At 63.8% G+C, this 15,046-nt stretch carries 14 protein-coding genes; 8 read left to right on the forward strand and 6 right to left on the reverse strand.

Annotated features, from left to right (window positions below):
* The first annotated feature begins 8 nt into the window (after window positions 1-8).
* Both JN756_RS19555 and JN756_RS19560 read left to right on the forward strand, forming a co-directional pair.
* The gene (locus JN756_RS19555; protein WP_017848114.1) at window positions 9-815 is read left to right on the forward strand and encodes a gamma-carboxygeranoyl-CoA hydratase; all 807 of its coding nucleotides are present in this window, start codon (window positions 9-11) and stop codon (window positions 813-815) included.
* Window positions 812-2,737, forward strand: a complete 1,926-nt coding sequence (locus tag JN756_RS19560) for an acetyl/propionyl/methylcrotonyl-CoA carboxylase subunit alpha (protein WP_201021191.1) — start codon at window positions 812-814, stop codon at window positions 2,735-2,737. Before JN756_RS19555 ends, JN756_RS19560 begins: the two co-directional genes overlap by 4 nt.
* On the opposite strand, the gene JN756_RS19565 is transcribed toward JN756_RS19560, so the two are convergent.
* Complete coding sequence (locus JN756_RS19565) at window positions 2,734-3,369, reverse strand: LexA family protein (RefSeq protein ID WP_201021192.1); 636 nt, start codon at window positions 3,367-3,369, stop codon at window positions 2,734-2,736. The two genes, JN756_RS19560 and JN756_RS19565, sit on opposite strands and share 4 nt — an antisense overlap.
* A gap of 129 nt (window positions 3,370-3,498) precedes the next feature.
* Between JN756_RS19565 and JN756_RS19570 the strand changes: the two genes are divergently transcribed.
* Together JN756_RS19570 and JN756_RS19575 are read left to right on the forward strand one after the other, a co-directional pair.
* Window positions 3,499-3,849, forward strand: a complete 351-nt coding sequence (locus JN756_RS19570; RefSeq protein WP_026140171.1) for a DUF6124 family protein — start codon at window positions 3,499-3,501, stop codon at window positions 3,847-3,849.
* A 466-nt stretch (window positions 3,850-4,315) separates the two neighbouring features.
* On the forward strand, window positions 4,316-5,467 hold the full coding sequence (locus tag JN756_RS19575) for a M14 family metallopeptidase (RefSeq protein WP_201021193.1): 1,152 nt from the start codon (window positions 4,316-4,318) through the stop codon (window positions 5,465-5,467).
* A gap of 40 nt (window positions 5,468-5,507) precedes the next feature.
* Here JN756_RS19575 and JN756_RS19580 read toward each other — a convergent pair whose 3' ends face one another.
* The 5 genes from JN756_RS19580 to JN756_RS19600 form a co-directional block, all read right to left on the reverse strand.
* Window positions 5,508-6,047 (reverse strand): cytochrome b, encoded by a 540-nt coding sequence (locus JN756_RS19580; protein ID WP_017848120.1) that lies wholly within the window; start codon window positions 6,045-6,047, stop codon window positions 5,508-5,510.
* Entirely contained in the window at window positions 6,044-7,126 is a 1,083-nt protein-coding gene (locus tag JN756_RS19585; protein ID WP_017848121.1) for a catalase family peroxidase, read from the reverse strand. The genes JN756_RS19580 and JN756_RS19585 overlap by 4 nt, the downstream gene beginning before the upstream one ends.
* 120 nt (window positions 7,127-7,246) lie before the next feature.
* Complete coding sequence (locus JN756_RS19590) at window positions 7,247-8,011, reverse strand: enoyl-CoA hydratase-related protein (RefSeq protein WP_017848122.1); 765 nt, start codon at window positions 8,009-8,011, stop codon at window positions 7,247-7,249.
* A gap of 43 nt (window positions 8,012-8,054) precedes the next feature.
* Window positions 8,055-9,353 carry an FNR domain-containing protein gene (locus tag JN756_RS19595; protein WP_201021194.1) on the reverse strand — a complete coding sequence of 433 codons (1,299 nt, stop codon included), beginning with the start codon at window positions 9,351-9,353 and terminating at the stop codon, window positions 8,055-8,057.
* Window positions 9,346-10,953 (reverse strand): amino acid adenylation domain-containing protein, encoded by a 1,608-nt coding sequence (locus JN756_RS19600; RefSeq protein WP_201021195.1) that lies wholly within the window; start codon window positions 10,951-10,953, stop codon window positions 9,346-9,348. Before JN756_RS19600 ends, JN756_RS19595 begins: the two co-directional genes overlap by 8 nt.
* A 198-nt stretch (window positions 10,954-11,151) precedes the next feature.
* On the opposite strand from JN756_RS19600, the gene JN756_RS19605 reads away from it, so the two are divergent.
* The 4 genes from JN756_RS19605 (at window position 11,152) to JN756_RS19620 (ending at window position 14,958) form a co-directional block, all read left to right on the forward strand.
* Entirely contained in the window at window positions 11,152-11,658 is a 507-nt protein-coding gene (locus JN756_RS19605; protein ID WP_046382864.1) for a sigma-70 family RNA polymerase sigma factor, read from the forward strand.
* Window positions 11,655-12,392: an anti-sigma factor family protein gene (locus JN756_RS19610; RefSeq protein ID WP_057004453.1), complete on the forward strand. Its 738-nt coding sequence runs from the start codon at window positions 11,655-11,657 to the stop codon at window positions 12,390-12,392. Before JN756_RS19605 ends, JN756_RS19610 begins: the two co-directional genes overlap by 4 nt.
* 117 nt (window positions 12,393-12,509) lie before the next feature.
* On the forward strand, window positions 12,510-13,604 hold the full coding sequence (gene zapE, locus JN756_RS19615; RefSeq protein ID WP_046485411.1) for a cell division protein ZapE: 1,095 nt from the start codon (window positions 12,510-12,512) through the stop codon (window positions 13,602-13,604).
* Between the two features lie 40 nt (window positions 13,605-13,644).
* Window positions 13,645-14,958, forward strand: a complete 1,314-nt coding sequence (locus JN756_RS19620) for a leucine-rich repeat-containing protein kinase family protein (protein ID WP_169881572.1) — start codon at window positions 13,645-13,647, stop codon at window positions 14,956-14,958.
* Window positions 14,959-15,046 lie beyond the last annotated feature (88 nt).

Below are 15,046 nucleotides of genomic sequence, written 5' to 3' on the forward strand. Positions count from 1 at the left end.
TGTACCCCATGAACGATTTCAACACCCTCGAACTGATCACCGACAGCCGTGGTTTCGCCACGCTGTGGCTCAGTCGCGAAGCCAAGCACAACGCCTTCAACGCCGAGATGATCCGCGAACTGATCATCGCCCTCGACCAGGTGCAGGGCAATGCGTCGCTGCGCTTTCTGGTCCTGCGCGGGCGCGGCAAACACTTCAGCGCCGGCGCCGACCTGGCCTGGATGCAACAGTCGGCCGAACTGGATTACGCCACCAATCTCGACGACGCGCGCGAACTGGCGGAGCTGATGTACAACCTGGCCAAGCTGAAAATCCCGACGCTGGCAGTGGTGCAAGGCGCAGCCTACGGTGGCGCGCTGGGCCTGATCAGTTGCTGCGACATGGCGATCGGGGCCGATGACGCACAGTTCTGCCTGTCGGAAGTACGCATCGGTTTGGCGCCTGCGGTGATCAGCCCGTTTGTGGTGCAAGCCATCGGGGAACGCGCGGCGCGTCGTTATGCGCTCACGGCCGAACGCTTTGGCGGCGAACGTGCGCGCGACATCGGCCTGCTGGCGGAAAGCTATCCGGCCGAAACCCTGGATCAACAGGTCGACCACTGGATTGCCAACCTCCTGCAAAACAGCCCGGCAGCGATGCGTGCAAGCAAGGATCTGCTGCGCGAAGTCGGTAACGGCGCCCTCACCCCGGCGCTGCGGCGCTATTGCGAAAATGCCATCGCCCGGATCCGCGTCAGCGCCGAAGGCCAGGAAGGTTTACGCGCATTCCTGCAAAAACGCCCGCCCAGCTGGCAGTCGCAGGAGCCACGCTCATGAGCACACTGACCACGATACTGGTGGCCAACCGTGGCGAAATTGCCTGCCGCGTGATGCGTACCGCCAAGGCGATGGGGTTGACCACCGTGGCGGTCCACAGCGCCACCGATCGCGATGCGCGCCATAGCCGCGAAGCCGATATCCGCGTCGACCTGGGCGGCAGCAAAGCGACCGACAGTTACCTGCAAATCGACAAACTGATCGCCGCCGCCCAGGCCAGCGGCGCCCAGGCGATTCATCCGGGCTACGGCTTCCTTTCCGAAAACGCCGGTTTTGCCCGTGCCGTCGAGGCGGCCGGGTTGATCTTTCTCGGCCCGCCCGCCTCGGCAATCGACGCCATGGGCAGCAAGTCCGCCGCCAAGTCACTGATGGAAACCGCCGGCGTGCCGCTGGTGCCGGGCTACCACGGCGAAGCGCAGGACCTGGACACCTTCCACGCCGCCTGCGCGCGCATCGGCTACCCGGTGCTGCTCAAGGCCACGGCCGGTGGCGGCGGCAAGGGCATGAAAGTGGTCGAGGACGTCAGTCAACTGGCCGAAGCCCTGGCTTCCGCCCAGCGTGAGGCGCTGTCGTCCTTCGGCAACGCGCAGATGCTGGTGGAGAAGTACTTGCTCAAGCCACGCCATGTGGAGATCCAGGTATTTGCCGATCAGCAGGGGCACTGCCTGTACCTCAACGAGCGCGATTGTTCGATCCAGCGGCGTCACCAAAAAGTCGTCGAGGAAGCCCCGGCGCCCGGCTTGAGCGGCGACCAGCGCCGGGCGATGGGTGAAGCCGCGGTGCGTGCGGCCCAGGCCATCGGTTATGTGGGCGCGGGCACGGTGGAGTTTTTGCTGGATGCCCGTGGCGAGTTTTTCTTTATGGAGATGAACACGCGGCTGCAAGTGGAACACCCGGTGACCGAGGCGATTACCGGCCTCGACCTGGTGGCCTGGCAGATTCGCGTGGCCCAGGGCGAAGCGCTGCCGATCACCCAGGCACAGGTGCCGTTGATCGGCCATGCGATCGAGGTGCGCTTGTATGCCGAAGACCCGGCCAATGATTTCCTCCCCGCGACCGGCCACCTGACGCTGTACCGCGAATCCGCACCCGGCCCGGGCCGCCGCGTGGACAGCGGCGTCGAGCAAGGCGACAGCGTTTCGCCCTTCTACGACCCGATGCTCGGCAAGCTGATTGCCTGGGGCGAGGACCGCGAACAAGCGCGGCTGCGGCTGTTGAGCATGCTCGACGAGTTCGCCGTCGGCGGACTCAAGACCAACCTGGGCTTTGTGCGACGCATCATCGCCCATCCGGCGTTTGCCGCCGCCGAGCTGGATACCGGCTTTATTCCGCGCTATCAGGACGAACTGCTGCCGCTGCCCGGAGCGTTGAGCGACGAATTCTGGCAGGCCGCGGGTTCGGCCTTCATGCAGAGCCTGCCGGCCGGCGACGGGCCGTGGGCAGACACTCGCGGCTTTCGCGCAGGGCTGCCCGCCGAAGTCTCACTGCACTTGAGCTGCAACGGCCAGGATCGCCTGGTGACGTTGGCGCAACACACGCCGCGACTGCAAGGCGAACAGCTGCTGATCGACCATCAGGGCGTGCGCCGTGCCCATCTGGCCGTGCGTAGCGCAGGCACGCTGTTCCTGCGCTGGGAGGGCGACATGCATGCCGTCAGCCTGTTCGATCCGATTGCGGCAGTCGAAGCCAACCAATCCCACCAAGGCGGCCTCACCGCGCCGATGAACGGCAGCATCGTGCGGGTGCTGGTGGATGTCGGCCAGACCGTCGAAGCCGGCACGCAGTTGGTGGTGCTGGAGGCGATGAAGATGGAACACAGCATCCGCGCGCCCCAGGCCGGCGTGGTCAAGGCACTGTTCTGCCAGGAAGGCGAAATGGTTGCCGAAGGTTGCGCGCTGGTCGAGCTTGAACCCGCGGACTAGAACTTCGCCGTGGCCTGCACGACGACGCCGAGGATGCGGCAATCGTCGCTGAACAGGCGCTTGGGGTAAGTCGGATTGAGCGGCACCAGGTACAGTTGGCCGCTCTCTTCGCACAACTGGCGGAAGGTCGCCTGCGGGCTGTGCGCCCACTGCGCGACCACCAGCTTGCCGGGTTCGGCATCGATGGCCGGGTCCACCAGGATCATCATCCCGGCACCGATGCTCAGGCCACTGGGCGCGGTCATCGCGTCGCCGACCACGGGCAGCCAGTAAGCCTCGCCCTGGGCATGGTAGTCCGTCAGTTCGAAGCGCGCCGCGCCGTAGGCCGGGCGCTCTTCGCGAAGTTCGCACACGCCTTTCCAATCGCTGACCGGGTAGCGGAAGTACGGGTTGTAGTGTGGTGGCCCAACCGGCAGCGCATCGGCCTTGCGACGAATATCCAGCGCGACTTCCAGGGAGCCCAGCCCCAGCGCTTCCAGCACCCGGTTCATGTCCGCCAGGCTTGGCACCCGGCGCTTGTTCAGCCAATGCCCGACACCGCCCTGGGACATGCCCAGGCGTTCGGCCAGTTCATCCTGCGTGACCTTGCGGTCTTTCATGTTGGCCCTGACCAACGCGATCCATTTATCCATGGGGCCTGACAATACGTCGCGTATTTTTCAGGGCAATAAACAGTTTGTAGTAATCCATAAAACGACATAAATACGATACGTACTATCATCGGGTATCAGCGTTTCGACACCCAACCCGAGTACCGCCCTATGACGACAAGCCCGTATCGCCTGCCCTGCGAACCCGAATCCCATGAGCTGCTCGACATGCGCAGCAGCGGCGCCGCCCAACGTGCGCTGGATTACTATTTGAAAGAAGAGATGTGCGCCTCGGCCCCGAACGACGCCTTCTTCAGCATCAAGCCCGGCGTCAGCCCGGAGGAAGCCCTGGTGCATGCCTCGGACCTGTTGCGCAGCGCGGCTGCCACAGCCTACGAATCGGCGAGCAGCCATCAAGGCAACCAGCGTGACCTGGCATTTTCAGTGGTGTATTTGATTGATATGGCGAAGGCGATGGTGGAGCGATCGTTGCAGGCGCCGCAGGCCCAGGACGGTGCATGAGCCACGCGAAAGAAAAAATATTTCTATCCCGCGGATAAAAACATTTGACTTGCAAATGATAATGATTATTATTGGACCAAGCTGATCGCGAGATCAGTCGATAGACCAAGGGACCTTAGGTCGGACTCTTGGAATATCTCCTCATCAGGCTAATCACGGTTTTTGACCCGGCTCTTTGGCCGGGTCTTTTTTTTGCCAGTGTTTCTGGCTTTGCTTCAGGCTAATGAAGACTGTGTGTTGCTTGATGGCACGCATGATAGCAAAAGACCATCGTCAAAAGAAAGTCGGGCGACCGCTCTGGCTCAGACCTTTGCGAAATAGCACTTGAGAATCAATCTCACAGATTCTAAGCTGCTGCGGCGTCAAGGATGACGCCCCCCTCCTCCCGCAACAATTTTGCATCCGGATTTTGCCCGGCCTCTGTGTAAGATAACCGCCACAACACTCATACTCAGGCAGCCAGACTATGACCGTGGCCTTGACCTCCATCAAAATCAGCACCAACTTCGACAGCGGCAACATCCAGGTTCTGGATGCCAGCGATGCCTATCACTTGTTGCTGGCAATCAAACCCGATACCCGCAGTCACCATTTCCAATGGTTCCACTTCAAGGCCGAAGGCATGCACGTGGGCCACACCCACACCTTCCGCCTGAGCAATGCCGGGCAATCGTCCTATAAACACGCCTGGAGCGGCTACAACGCCGTGGCGTCGTATGACCACGTCAATTGGTTTCGGGTGCCTACGCGTTTCGACGGCGAAACCCTGCATATCAGTCTCGAAACCCGTGAGAAACACGCCTGGTTTGCCTACTTCGAACCCTACAGCCGCGAGCGCCACGACTGGCTCATCGACCAGGCGCTGAACCATGCGGGCACCCGCTTGCTGGCCACCGGTAAAAGTGTCGAAGGCCGCGATATCCAACTGTTGCGCCGTGGCAAAGGTGGCGAAGGTCGGCGCAAGGTGTGGATCATCGCCCAGCAGCACCCCGGCGAGCACATGGCCGAATGGTTTATGGAAGGCATCATCGAACGCCTGCAGCAGGACGGCGACGCCGAGCTGAAAAAGCTGTTGGCCGTCGCCGACCTGTACCTGGTGCCGAACATGAACCCCGACGGCGCGTTTCACGGCCACCTGCGCACCAACGCCATGGGCCAGGACCTCAATCGCGCCTGGCAGAGCGCCAGCCAGGAGATCAGCCCGGAAGTGCTGTTCGTCCAGACGCAAATGGAAAAGTATGGCGTCGACCTGTTCCTCGATATCCACGGTGACGAGGAAATCCCCTACGTATTCGCCGCCGCCTGCGAAGGCAACCCCGGTTACACCCCGCGTATCGAAGCCCTGGAAAAGCACTTTCGCAGCCACCTGAGCGCCTTGACCCGTGACTTCCAGACCACCCACGGCTACACCCGCGACCTGCCGGGCGAAGCCAATATGACCCTGGCCTGCAATGCCGTCGGTGAGAAGTACGACTGCCTGTCGCTGACCCTGGAGATGCCCTTCAAGGACAACGACGACGCGCCCAACCCGAACACCGGCTGGTCGGGCAAACGCTCGATGCAGTTGGGCAAGGATGTGTTGAGCAGCGTGGCCGATGTCGTCGGCCTGTTGCGCTGAATGTGGCGAGCGTGCTCGCCACACGGATCAAGCGCGGGCCTCAGTCCTGGGTGCCCGTCATGCTCTGCAGCACGCCGTCACGGCGAATCAACCCATGGAACAGCGCCGCCGCCAGGTGCAACAACACCGTGAAAAACAGCACGTAGGCGAGATAGCCATGGGCCTTGCGCAGCACCGCGAACAGCGGTGCGTTGGCCGACACCAGCGCCGGCAGTTGCACCGAATGGCTGAGCATCACCGGGTCGCCCGCCGCCGAAATCATCGCCCAACCGAGCAGCGGCAACACCAGCATCAAGGCATACAGCAGCCAATGGGAAGCCTTGGCCGCCAACACTTGCCATCGCGGCAAATCGCCAGGCAACGGCGGTTGGCGCGTGGAAAAACGCACCGCCAAACGCACGATCACCAACGCCAGGATCGCGATACCCAGCGGCTTGTGCAGGTGGATCAACCATTCATGCCGTTCGGAAACCGACGCTGCCAGGCCCGCGCCGATAAACAGCATGGCGATGATCATCAGCGCCATCAGCCAGTGCAGCAGGCGCGCCAGGGGGGCGAAAAACCGTGGTTGGGCATTCATGGCTTCGACTCCTGAGGGGGGCGGTGCAACGGGCTGACTTCTGCGGCGCGGCGCAGGTAGGAACTGGCGTAGGCGGCCGAACGCGCAGCCAACAGCGGGTCATTCGAAGCCTCGATGCCGCTTGGCAGAATCAGCGGATCGAAGTTGATGTCGCGGCAATCGCCGTCTGCTTGCGCTTGGCTGCTTTGCAGCACCAGGGTGCCGGCGTTGAGTATTTTGTGTTCGCCGATCCAGGGTTTGCTTGCATCGTCGAGCGGATCGCCGGGGTTGGCCAGGGTCAGGTTCAACTGCCAACGCAGCGGTCCTGAAGCCAGGCGTTGCACCAGGTCTTTTTCCAGGAAGTCACTGCCGGCTGGCGCGGTATCGCCCACAGCATCCTGGCTTTGCGCGACAACCGCCCAACGCACGGCCTGGCGCTTGCCATCGGCGCCCACCAGGAAAAACGCGTTGATGCCGTTGTAGGTTTCCGTCGCATAGCTCGCGGATGGCTTGGCCGTCTTGACCCACGCCAGGAACGGCGCGGCCTCGGGATGGGCCGCAAAGAACGCCGGCATATTCGCCGGGTTGGGCTTGCCGGTGGCCGGATCGGGCGCGCCGGCCTTGAGCAGTTGGTAGAACGCCTCGGGGGTGCCCACCGGAAACACCGGCATGCTGTTCATCCCGGTGCGCCACTGCTGGCCGTTGGCCTGGCTGAATTGCACGGCAAAACTGCGGATCGGCACACTGCTGTCCGGCGCGTAGGGGTTACCGCTGGGCAAGGCAAACCGGCCGATCAATGGGGTCCTGGCCGCATTGAATACCTGGGCACTGGAGTAGGCACGCGCCTCGGCGCTGCTCTCGAAGTACCCCGCGACACACACGCCCTTGGCATGGTTGCGCCGAAACCCCGGGTGGATGCCGTTATTGGTTTCCAGGGCATTGACCAGGGTTTTGGGCTGCAGGCGTTGTGGGTCGAAGGTGCCGTTGACGTAGGCAAACGCCCCGGCGACAGCCGCTACCACGCCACCGATACACGCCAGCCTGATCGCCAGGCTGGCCGTGCTGAGTGGCGGACGGGGCGGTGATGAGTGATCTACCATGAAAAGCTCCAGGGCACATGGCCAAGGGGAAATTGAGCTATGAGACGAATCCCATGTAGGTTTATTCCTCCTTCACTGTAGTTTTTTTCAGAGCAGCCCAGCGCCGAGTCCTTAGCCCTCCTACACCCGATTAAACGCGGCCGGTCGCTTGTCGAGAAACGCCTGCATGCCCTCCTGCTGATCGGGCGTGGCGAACAGACTGTGGAACAGTCGGCGTTCCAGCCGCACGCCCTCGTGCAGCCCGAGCTGCAGGGATTGCTCGACCGCCTCGCGCGCCGCCCGGGTGGCCAGGCGAGAAAAACCGGCGATTTGCGCGGCCACCGCCAGCGTCTGCTCCAGCAAGCTCGCCGCCGGATAGACACGCGACACCAACCCGGCCTGCTCAGCCTCATGAGCCGTCATCGGCCGCCCGGTCAGCACCAGATCCATGGTCTTGGCCTTGCCGATCAAGCCTGTCAGACGTTGGGTCGCCCCCATGCCAGGGATCACGCCGAGCTTGATCTCCGGCTGGGCAAAGGTGGCGCTATCGGCGGCAAAGATCATGTCGCACATCAGCGCCAGTTCGCACCCTCCGCCGAAGGCGTAACCGTTGACGGCGGCGATGGTCGGCGTGCGCAGGCGGGTAAATGCCTCCCAGCCGACGAAGTAATCCTCGTTGAGCATGTCCTGATAGGTCTTGCCGCTCATCTCCTTGATATCGGCTCCGGCGGCAAAATACTGCGCACCGCCGGTGATGACAAAACACCCGACCTGAGGGTCCTGGTCCAGGGCCTCCAGACAAGAAACCAGCTCGGTCATCAGCGCCGAGTTCAGCGCATTCTTGACCTGGGGACGATTGAGCCTGACCAGGACCACCCGACCCTGACGCTCGATCACTACATTCATAGGCACCTCCATTGATTGATATCGTTTAATGAACACACACGCTTCACGAATCCCAGATCGCGCCATAGGCGGGTATCCCCCGGGCTTCCAGCTCTTGCACGACCTGCTGCGTCAGTCGTTGGTTGGCGATACAGATCACAGCCTCCGCGCCACAGGCTTGCACGGCGCCGTAGGCCAACTGCACCAGGTCAGGTTTGCCGCGCTCATCGGTGTCCCAGATCAACGCGTCGGGCTGGGCACCCAGGATCTCGTCGACCCATTCGTCGCCGTAGGTCTTGCGCGGGCTGCGGGTCGACCAGATCAGCTGGATCGGCAGCCGCGCCGCGAGTAAATGCGGCATGACCGGGCCGATCCCGCTGCCGGTGGCGACGTACACCACCGACTTGAACAGGGTTTCCACATGGGCCACGCCAGCGGTGGTGATGCCCTTGACCCACACATGGCGCGGCAGGTCCTCGATAAACCGCCCCGTCCAATCCCCGGCGCGGGAAATGGTCAGCCGAAACCCGGTTTGGCCCGGTGTGGGGATGTTGGCAAACGAGTGCCACTCCAACAGCGGATGTCGGCTGATCGCGGTCGACGAACCGGCGAATGGCGTGGTGTGGGTAAAGCGCGTAATCACCGCATGCCCGGAAGGCCGCGTGTGCTCAACGGCGACCTTGCGCAGCCGCAGCCAGGGCAGTGCGATGCTCAGCGTCAACAGCACCAGCATCCAGAACGCGCCACTGTGCAGCAGGCTCGCACCGCGTTCGACGGACGCCAGCAAGGTCAGCGCCCAAAACAACAGCAACGCGGCCCACCCCGCAAACCGATGAACCCGCTCGAAGCCATTGTGAAATCGCCCCCGGATGCGCGGTTGCGCCATGCCCACCATCAACAGCAACACGCCGAGCAGCGTCGCGCCAAGCCACAACCCAGCGGACGAAACGCTGCCCGGCCGCTGCAGATAGTCCGCGGCCTGCACACCGACCCACCCCGCGAACCAGCCCGTGGCCGCCAGCGCCGCGCCACTGTGCAGCCCGCCGACGTGGTACACCTTGGCCGCGCTGCGCCGCACACGCAGCGGCCAGGTGACGGGGATGCGCGTCGCCAGCCAGAACAACGCATTGATCAGGTATTGCTGGCGAATCAGGATGGCCAGCGACAGGTTGATCAGCACCAGCGCCGACAACGTCTGGGCGCTGACGCCCTGCAGGCCGACGCCCAGCACCGCAAACGCCAGGTTGCTGAGCAACACCAACGCCGCCAGGCGGTTGTAGTAGGAAAACACCGGCAACGCCGTCCAGCGCCGCCAAAGCGCCGGTTTGGGCGGCACCACGGTTTGGCTCAGGGCATCAAGCATGGCCGGGCTCCTGCACCGCGAACGCCTGCACGGCCACCCACCTTTCACGCGCCCGTTGCAGCAACAGCGCCTTGTCGATCTTGCCGCGGGCGGTCAGTGGAAAATGCTCCACTGCGTCGATCAGCGCCGGCACGCAGTAGTAGGCCAGGCGCTGCTCGCATTGGCGTCGGCAGGACGCCACGTCGGCGCTGGCCGGCGAAACAAAGGCGACCAAGGTGCGGCTGTCGAGTTTTAGCGTGACGGCTCGCGTGCAGCCATCGCCGGCTTCCAGGGCACTGGACACCGCGTCCAGCTCCACCCGGAACCCGCGGACTTTCACTTGGTCATCGACGCGCCCCAGGTGCTCGAGTTGCCCGTCGGCCGTCCAGCGTCCCAGGTCGCGTGTGCGGAACATCATGGCGTCGCCGCCCACAAAGGGGTCCGGGCGGTACCGTTCGTGGGTCAATGCGCGGTTGTTCAGGTAGCCCGCCGTTACCCCGGCGCCGCCCGCCCACATTTCCCCGGCTTGCCCCGCCTCACAGGGGCGGCCCTGTTCGTCGAGCACATACACGCTGTTGTTGGGGGTCGGCTGGCCGATGGTCAATGGGGTGCCAGGCACATGCCGATGCAGCGTATTGACGATGGTGGTTTCGGTGGGGCCGCAGCCGTTGTAGAACGTGCAATGCGCCGCCCAACGCTCGGCCAGGGCCTGGGAACAGGGTTCTCCGGCGACCGCGACCACCTGGAGATCGGGGCACTGCCGAGGATCGAGGCCGGCCAGGATCGAAGGGGTTGCGATCAACACATGGCACTGTGCAGCGGTCTGCGCAATGACTTTGCCGCGAATCAGCAACGTCGCGCCATGGGCCAGGCAGCCGAGTATTTCCCAGGCCGCCATGTCGAAGCCGATATTGAGGATCTGCCCGACGTTGCGGCCCGGCGCCATGCCCATCCGCCCGGGCTGCGTCAACAGGATGTTGCATACGTTACGGTGACTGACACACACGCCGTTGGGGCGCCCCGTGGTGCCGGACGTGAACAGCACGAAACACAGGTCGTGGGTGTCGACGACGGCGCCCACCGGCTTATTGTCCTGGGCGATCCAGGGCACTTCGGCCAGGAACGTGTCCAGGCACAAGCTGCGATGGGCCGCGTCTGACGGGATGCGATCCGCCAGGTGCGACAGGGTCAGGATCAGCGGGCTGGTCAATGACTCGAGGACCATGGCCAGTTGCAGGGGCGGGACGATTCTGGCGTCCTGCGGCACATACGCGGCGCCGACCTTCAACACGGCCAACAGGCCCACCAGCATGGGGATCGAACGCTCGACGAACAGCGCCACAGTGTCGCCGCGTTTGACGCCCTGCTCGATCAAGCCCGCGGCCAAACGATTGGCTTGGCGGTTGAGTTGTTCATAACTGATGCGCTGCCCCGCACACACTGCCGCCGTCGCATGCGGTGCCAGCGCCGCTTGCGCTTCGATGGCGTGGTGGATACAGGCGGCGCTCGGCGGGGTCGATGGGCCAAAGCCCCATTGCTCAACCAAGGCGCGCTGCAGGACAGGCAGAGGCGCCAGCATGGGCGGGGAAAAAAGCGGTTTTTCGGTCGGTGAAAACATCATGGATACACCCTCATCGGTTGACTGCCGAAAAATGGCTGGCAGGTACGAGGGTGGATTGAGGTACGAGCCTGCGATTACAGGCGCTCAGGCTTTACAGAAACTTCTCACCGACACGCGTAAAGTTTCTTTTCATCGCGAGTGGAATAACCTACAGGGAGCAGCGTCTACCTGCACACAACCGGTTAGACTCGACTCCCCATGCATGAACTCGACGAACAGTTACGTGAACTCATCCCCAGGCTGCGGCGCTTTGCCCTGTCCCTGAGCCGTAACGCCAGCAGCGCCGACGACCTGGTGCAATCGACCCTGGAACGGGCGATCACCCGCTGGGCCGACAAAACCGTCGACGGCGACCTGCGCGCCTGGCTGTTCTCGATCCTCTACCGGCAGTTCCTCGATGCCCATCGGCGCACCCGGCGCTATGCGCGCATGCTCGAGTTCTTCACCGGCCGCGACGATGTGCAGCCGTCGGTCGAACGCACGGTAATCGCCCAGTCGACCCTGCAAGCCTTCGACCGGCTCAACAGCGAACAGCGCGCCCTGCTGTTGTGGGTGTCGGTCGAAGGCTTGAGCTACAAGGAAGTCGCGCAGATTCTCGACGTGCCCATCGGCACTGTGATGTCGCGTCTGTCCAGGGCGCGCCAAGCCCTGCGTCAACTCAGCGATGGCGAAATGACCAGCCCTTCCCTGCGGATACTCAAATGATCAGCCTGCCCCCCAGCGAACGCGATTTGCATGCCTACGTCGACCAGCAACTGCCGGAGAGCGATCGACGCGTGCTGGAAACCTACTTGGCCGCCCACCCCGAGGTCGCCTCCCAGGTGCATGCCTGGCAGCAGGACGCGCACGTATTGCGCGCCGCCTTGAGTGGCGCGTTGCAGCAGCCGGCCAACCCGGCCCTGGACCCGGCGCTGATCCGCCAGCGCATCAAGCAGCAGTCGCGCCGCCATTTCGCCACGGCGGCGGTGTTGCTGATGGCGGTCAGCCTCGGCGGCCTGGGTGGCTGGCAGGCGCGCGAAGCCACGCAACCGCCCATGCTGCCCATGGCCGATGCCATGCAGGCTTACCGCCTGTTTGCCCAGGACGGTGTGCTGCCCGCCGACTATCACGCCCAGGGCAACGCCACGATGCAAACCTGGCTCGACCGCTATTTCAACCAGGCCCAGCGTCTACCCGACTTGAGCCAGGCGGGTTTCACCGCCGTCAGCGGGCGCTTGCTCAGCACCGAACAAGGCGCAGCGGCGATGGTGCTGTACGAGGATCGGCAAGGCCGGCACATCAGTTTCTACATCCGCCCGCCGGGCCCGGAAAATAACTTCCTGCCCCGCGGCAGCCGCAGCGCCGATGGTTTGCTCGCCGAGTACTGGTCCGGCGGCGGGTACAACTACGCAATGGTCAGCCCGCAGGGGCTGCCGACCACGCCGCTGCTGCAGTTCTGAAGCCCACGCCTCGTAAAGGCCATGCGTTTTCGAGATGGCTGGCGGCGCGCTTCGCTATTGGTCAAATCCCGATTGTCGCCCTAAAGTGAGCGACCACCGCACACAGAGTGACTCCCCTTGGCGCCGCGTTCCCTGATCCGTCGTTTGCTCGGTAAAAAACACCCCACCCACGACGACTCACCCATCCCCACCTTCTTTCAGACCAAGGCCGAGCAGCACGGCTATACCCTCAGCGCCGCACAGGCCCGGGCGATTGCGGCGATGGCGCGCGAGACCCACCACCTGCTCGCCGGCCAGCCCACCCGCAGCCTGTATTTGCACGGGCCGGTGGGGCGCGGCAAAAGTTGGCTGCTGGACGGGTTTTTCCAGGCATTGCCGATCGCCGAAAAACAACGCGTGCATTTCCATGATTTTTTCGCCCGCCTGCACCGGGGCATGTTCGCCCACCGTCAGCACCACGACGCACTGGCGGTGACCCTGGATGCGCTGCTGGACGGCTGCCGCGTGCTGTGTTTCGACGAATTCCATGTCCACGATATCGGCGATGCGATGCTGATCAACCGCCTGTTCAAGGCGTTGTTCCAACGTCGCGTCCTGGTGCTGGTGACGTCCAATTATCCGCCGCAAGGGCTGTTGCCCAACCCGCTGTACCACGAGCGATTCAAGCCGGTGATCGACCTGATCGCGGCGCGCATGGACGTGCTGGAAGTCAGCTCGCCCAAGGACTTCCGCAGCCTGCCCCAGGCCCATGCCGAACAGCGCTTCAGCAGCGGTCGGTACGTGTGGCCGGGGACACCGGCGCAGCGAACCGCGCTCGGGCTGCCGGCCACGGATTGCCCGGCGCAGGCGCTGACGGTCGGCAACCGCCAGTTGCGCTGCCGCAGCCAGCAGGCACGGCGCATCGCCTTCACCTTCCATGACCTCTGCGAACAACTCACGGCGGTGATGGATTACCTGCTGCTGTGCCAGGACTTCGACGAGTGGATCATCGACGGGCTGCCGCATCTGGCAGACTGCCCGATCGCCGTGCAACAGCGCTTTATCAACCTGGTGGACGTGCTCTACGACCAGGATAAACAGCTGATCCTGATCGGCGCGCACCCGCTGGAGCAGGCCTTGAGCGGCCAGGCCATCGATCTGGCGCGCACCGCCAGTCGCCTGAACCAATTGCAGGCGGTCCGCCCGCAACACACGCCCGACCCGGTATCATGAGCGCCTTTTTACGCCCCCTTGCCGAGTGACCGCGCCGTTCATGAATACCCTCGCCCAACTCAAGGCCGGCCAATTGGCCGGCATCCAGCGCCTGGACCTGTCCTGTGGGCTGACCGAATTCCCCCGGGAAATCTTCGAACTGGCCGACTCCCTGGAAATCCTCAACCTCAGCGGCAACGCCCTGAGCAGCCTGCCCGACGACCTGCATCGCCTGCCGCACCTGCGTGTGTTGTTCTGCTCGGACAACGCCTTTACCGAACTGCCGGCCTGCCTGGGCCAATGCGCAAAGCTGAGCATGATCGCCTTCAAGGCCAACCGTATCCGCCACGTGCCGGCCGCCGCGTTGCCGCCGCTGTTGCGCTGGTTGATCCTCACCGATAACTGCATCAGCCAACTGCCCGACGAATTGGGCGAGCGGCCGCTGCTGCAAAAACTGATGCTGGCCGGCAACCACCTGGCGCACCTGCCGCCAAGCCTGGCCAATTGTCACAACCTGGAGCTGATCCGCATCGCCTCCAACCGCCTCACCGGCCTGCCCGATTGGCTCCTGGCGCTGCCCAGCCTGACCTGGCTGGCCTACGCCGGCAACCCGGTGGAAATGGCGGCGGACGTGGCCGCCGACGATGCGACGCCTGACATTCCATGGTCGGCGCTGGAACTGGCCGAGGTGCTCGGGGAAGGCGCCTCCGGGGTGATCCGCAAGGCGCTCTGGCAGCCCTCGGCCAAGCCGGTGGCGGTCAAGCTGTACAAAGGCAGCATCACCAGCGACGGCTCACCGCTGCACGAAATGCAGGCATGCATTGCCGCCGGGTTGCACCCCAACCTGATCAAGGTGGAAGGCCGCGTGGTTGGCCACCCCGACGACCAGGCCGCGCTGGTGATGGACCTGATCGAGCCGAGCTACCGCAACCTCGCCGCCCTGCCGAGCCTGGCGTCCTGCACCCGCGACATCTACGAACCGGCTACCCGCTTCAGCCTCGCGGTGGCATTGCGCATGGCTCGCGGCATCGCCTCGGTGGGCGCGCACCTGCACCGCCATGGCATCACCCATGGCGACCTGTACGGCCACAATATCCTGTGGAACGCGGCGGGCGACTGCTTGCTCGGGGATTTCGGCGCGGCGTCGTTCCATGCCACCGCCGACACCCTGGAAACCCGGGCACTGCAACGCATTGAAGTGCGTGCGTTCGGAGTGTTGCTCGGGGAGTTGTTGCAGCGGATCGACGTAGGCTTGAGCGACACCACACGCCAGATCCTAGAAGGCTTGCAGGCGCGCTGCTGTCAGCCCGAAGTGCTGGCGCGGCCGGGCTTCGAGGAAGTCGAAGCGCTACTGCAATCTATTCCACAGCACTGAACCCAATGTGGGAAGGGGCTTGGTCCCGATGGCTGTGGCCCATTCAACATCATCGTTGACTGACACACCGCTATCGGGAGCAAGCCCC

The organism is Pseudomonas sp. Y39-6 (genome assembly GCF_023651955.1).
GTDB classification, from domain to species: Bacteria; Pseudomonadota; Gammaproteobacteria; order Pseudomonadales; family Pseudomonadaceae; genus Aquipseudomonas; species Aquipseudomonas veronii.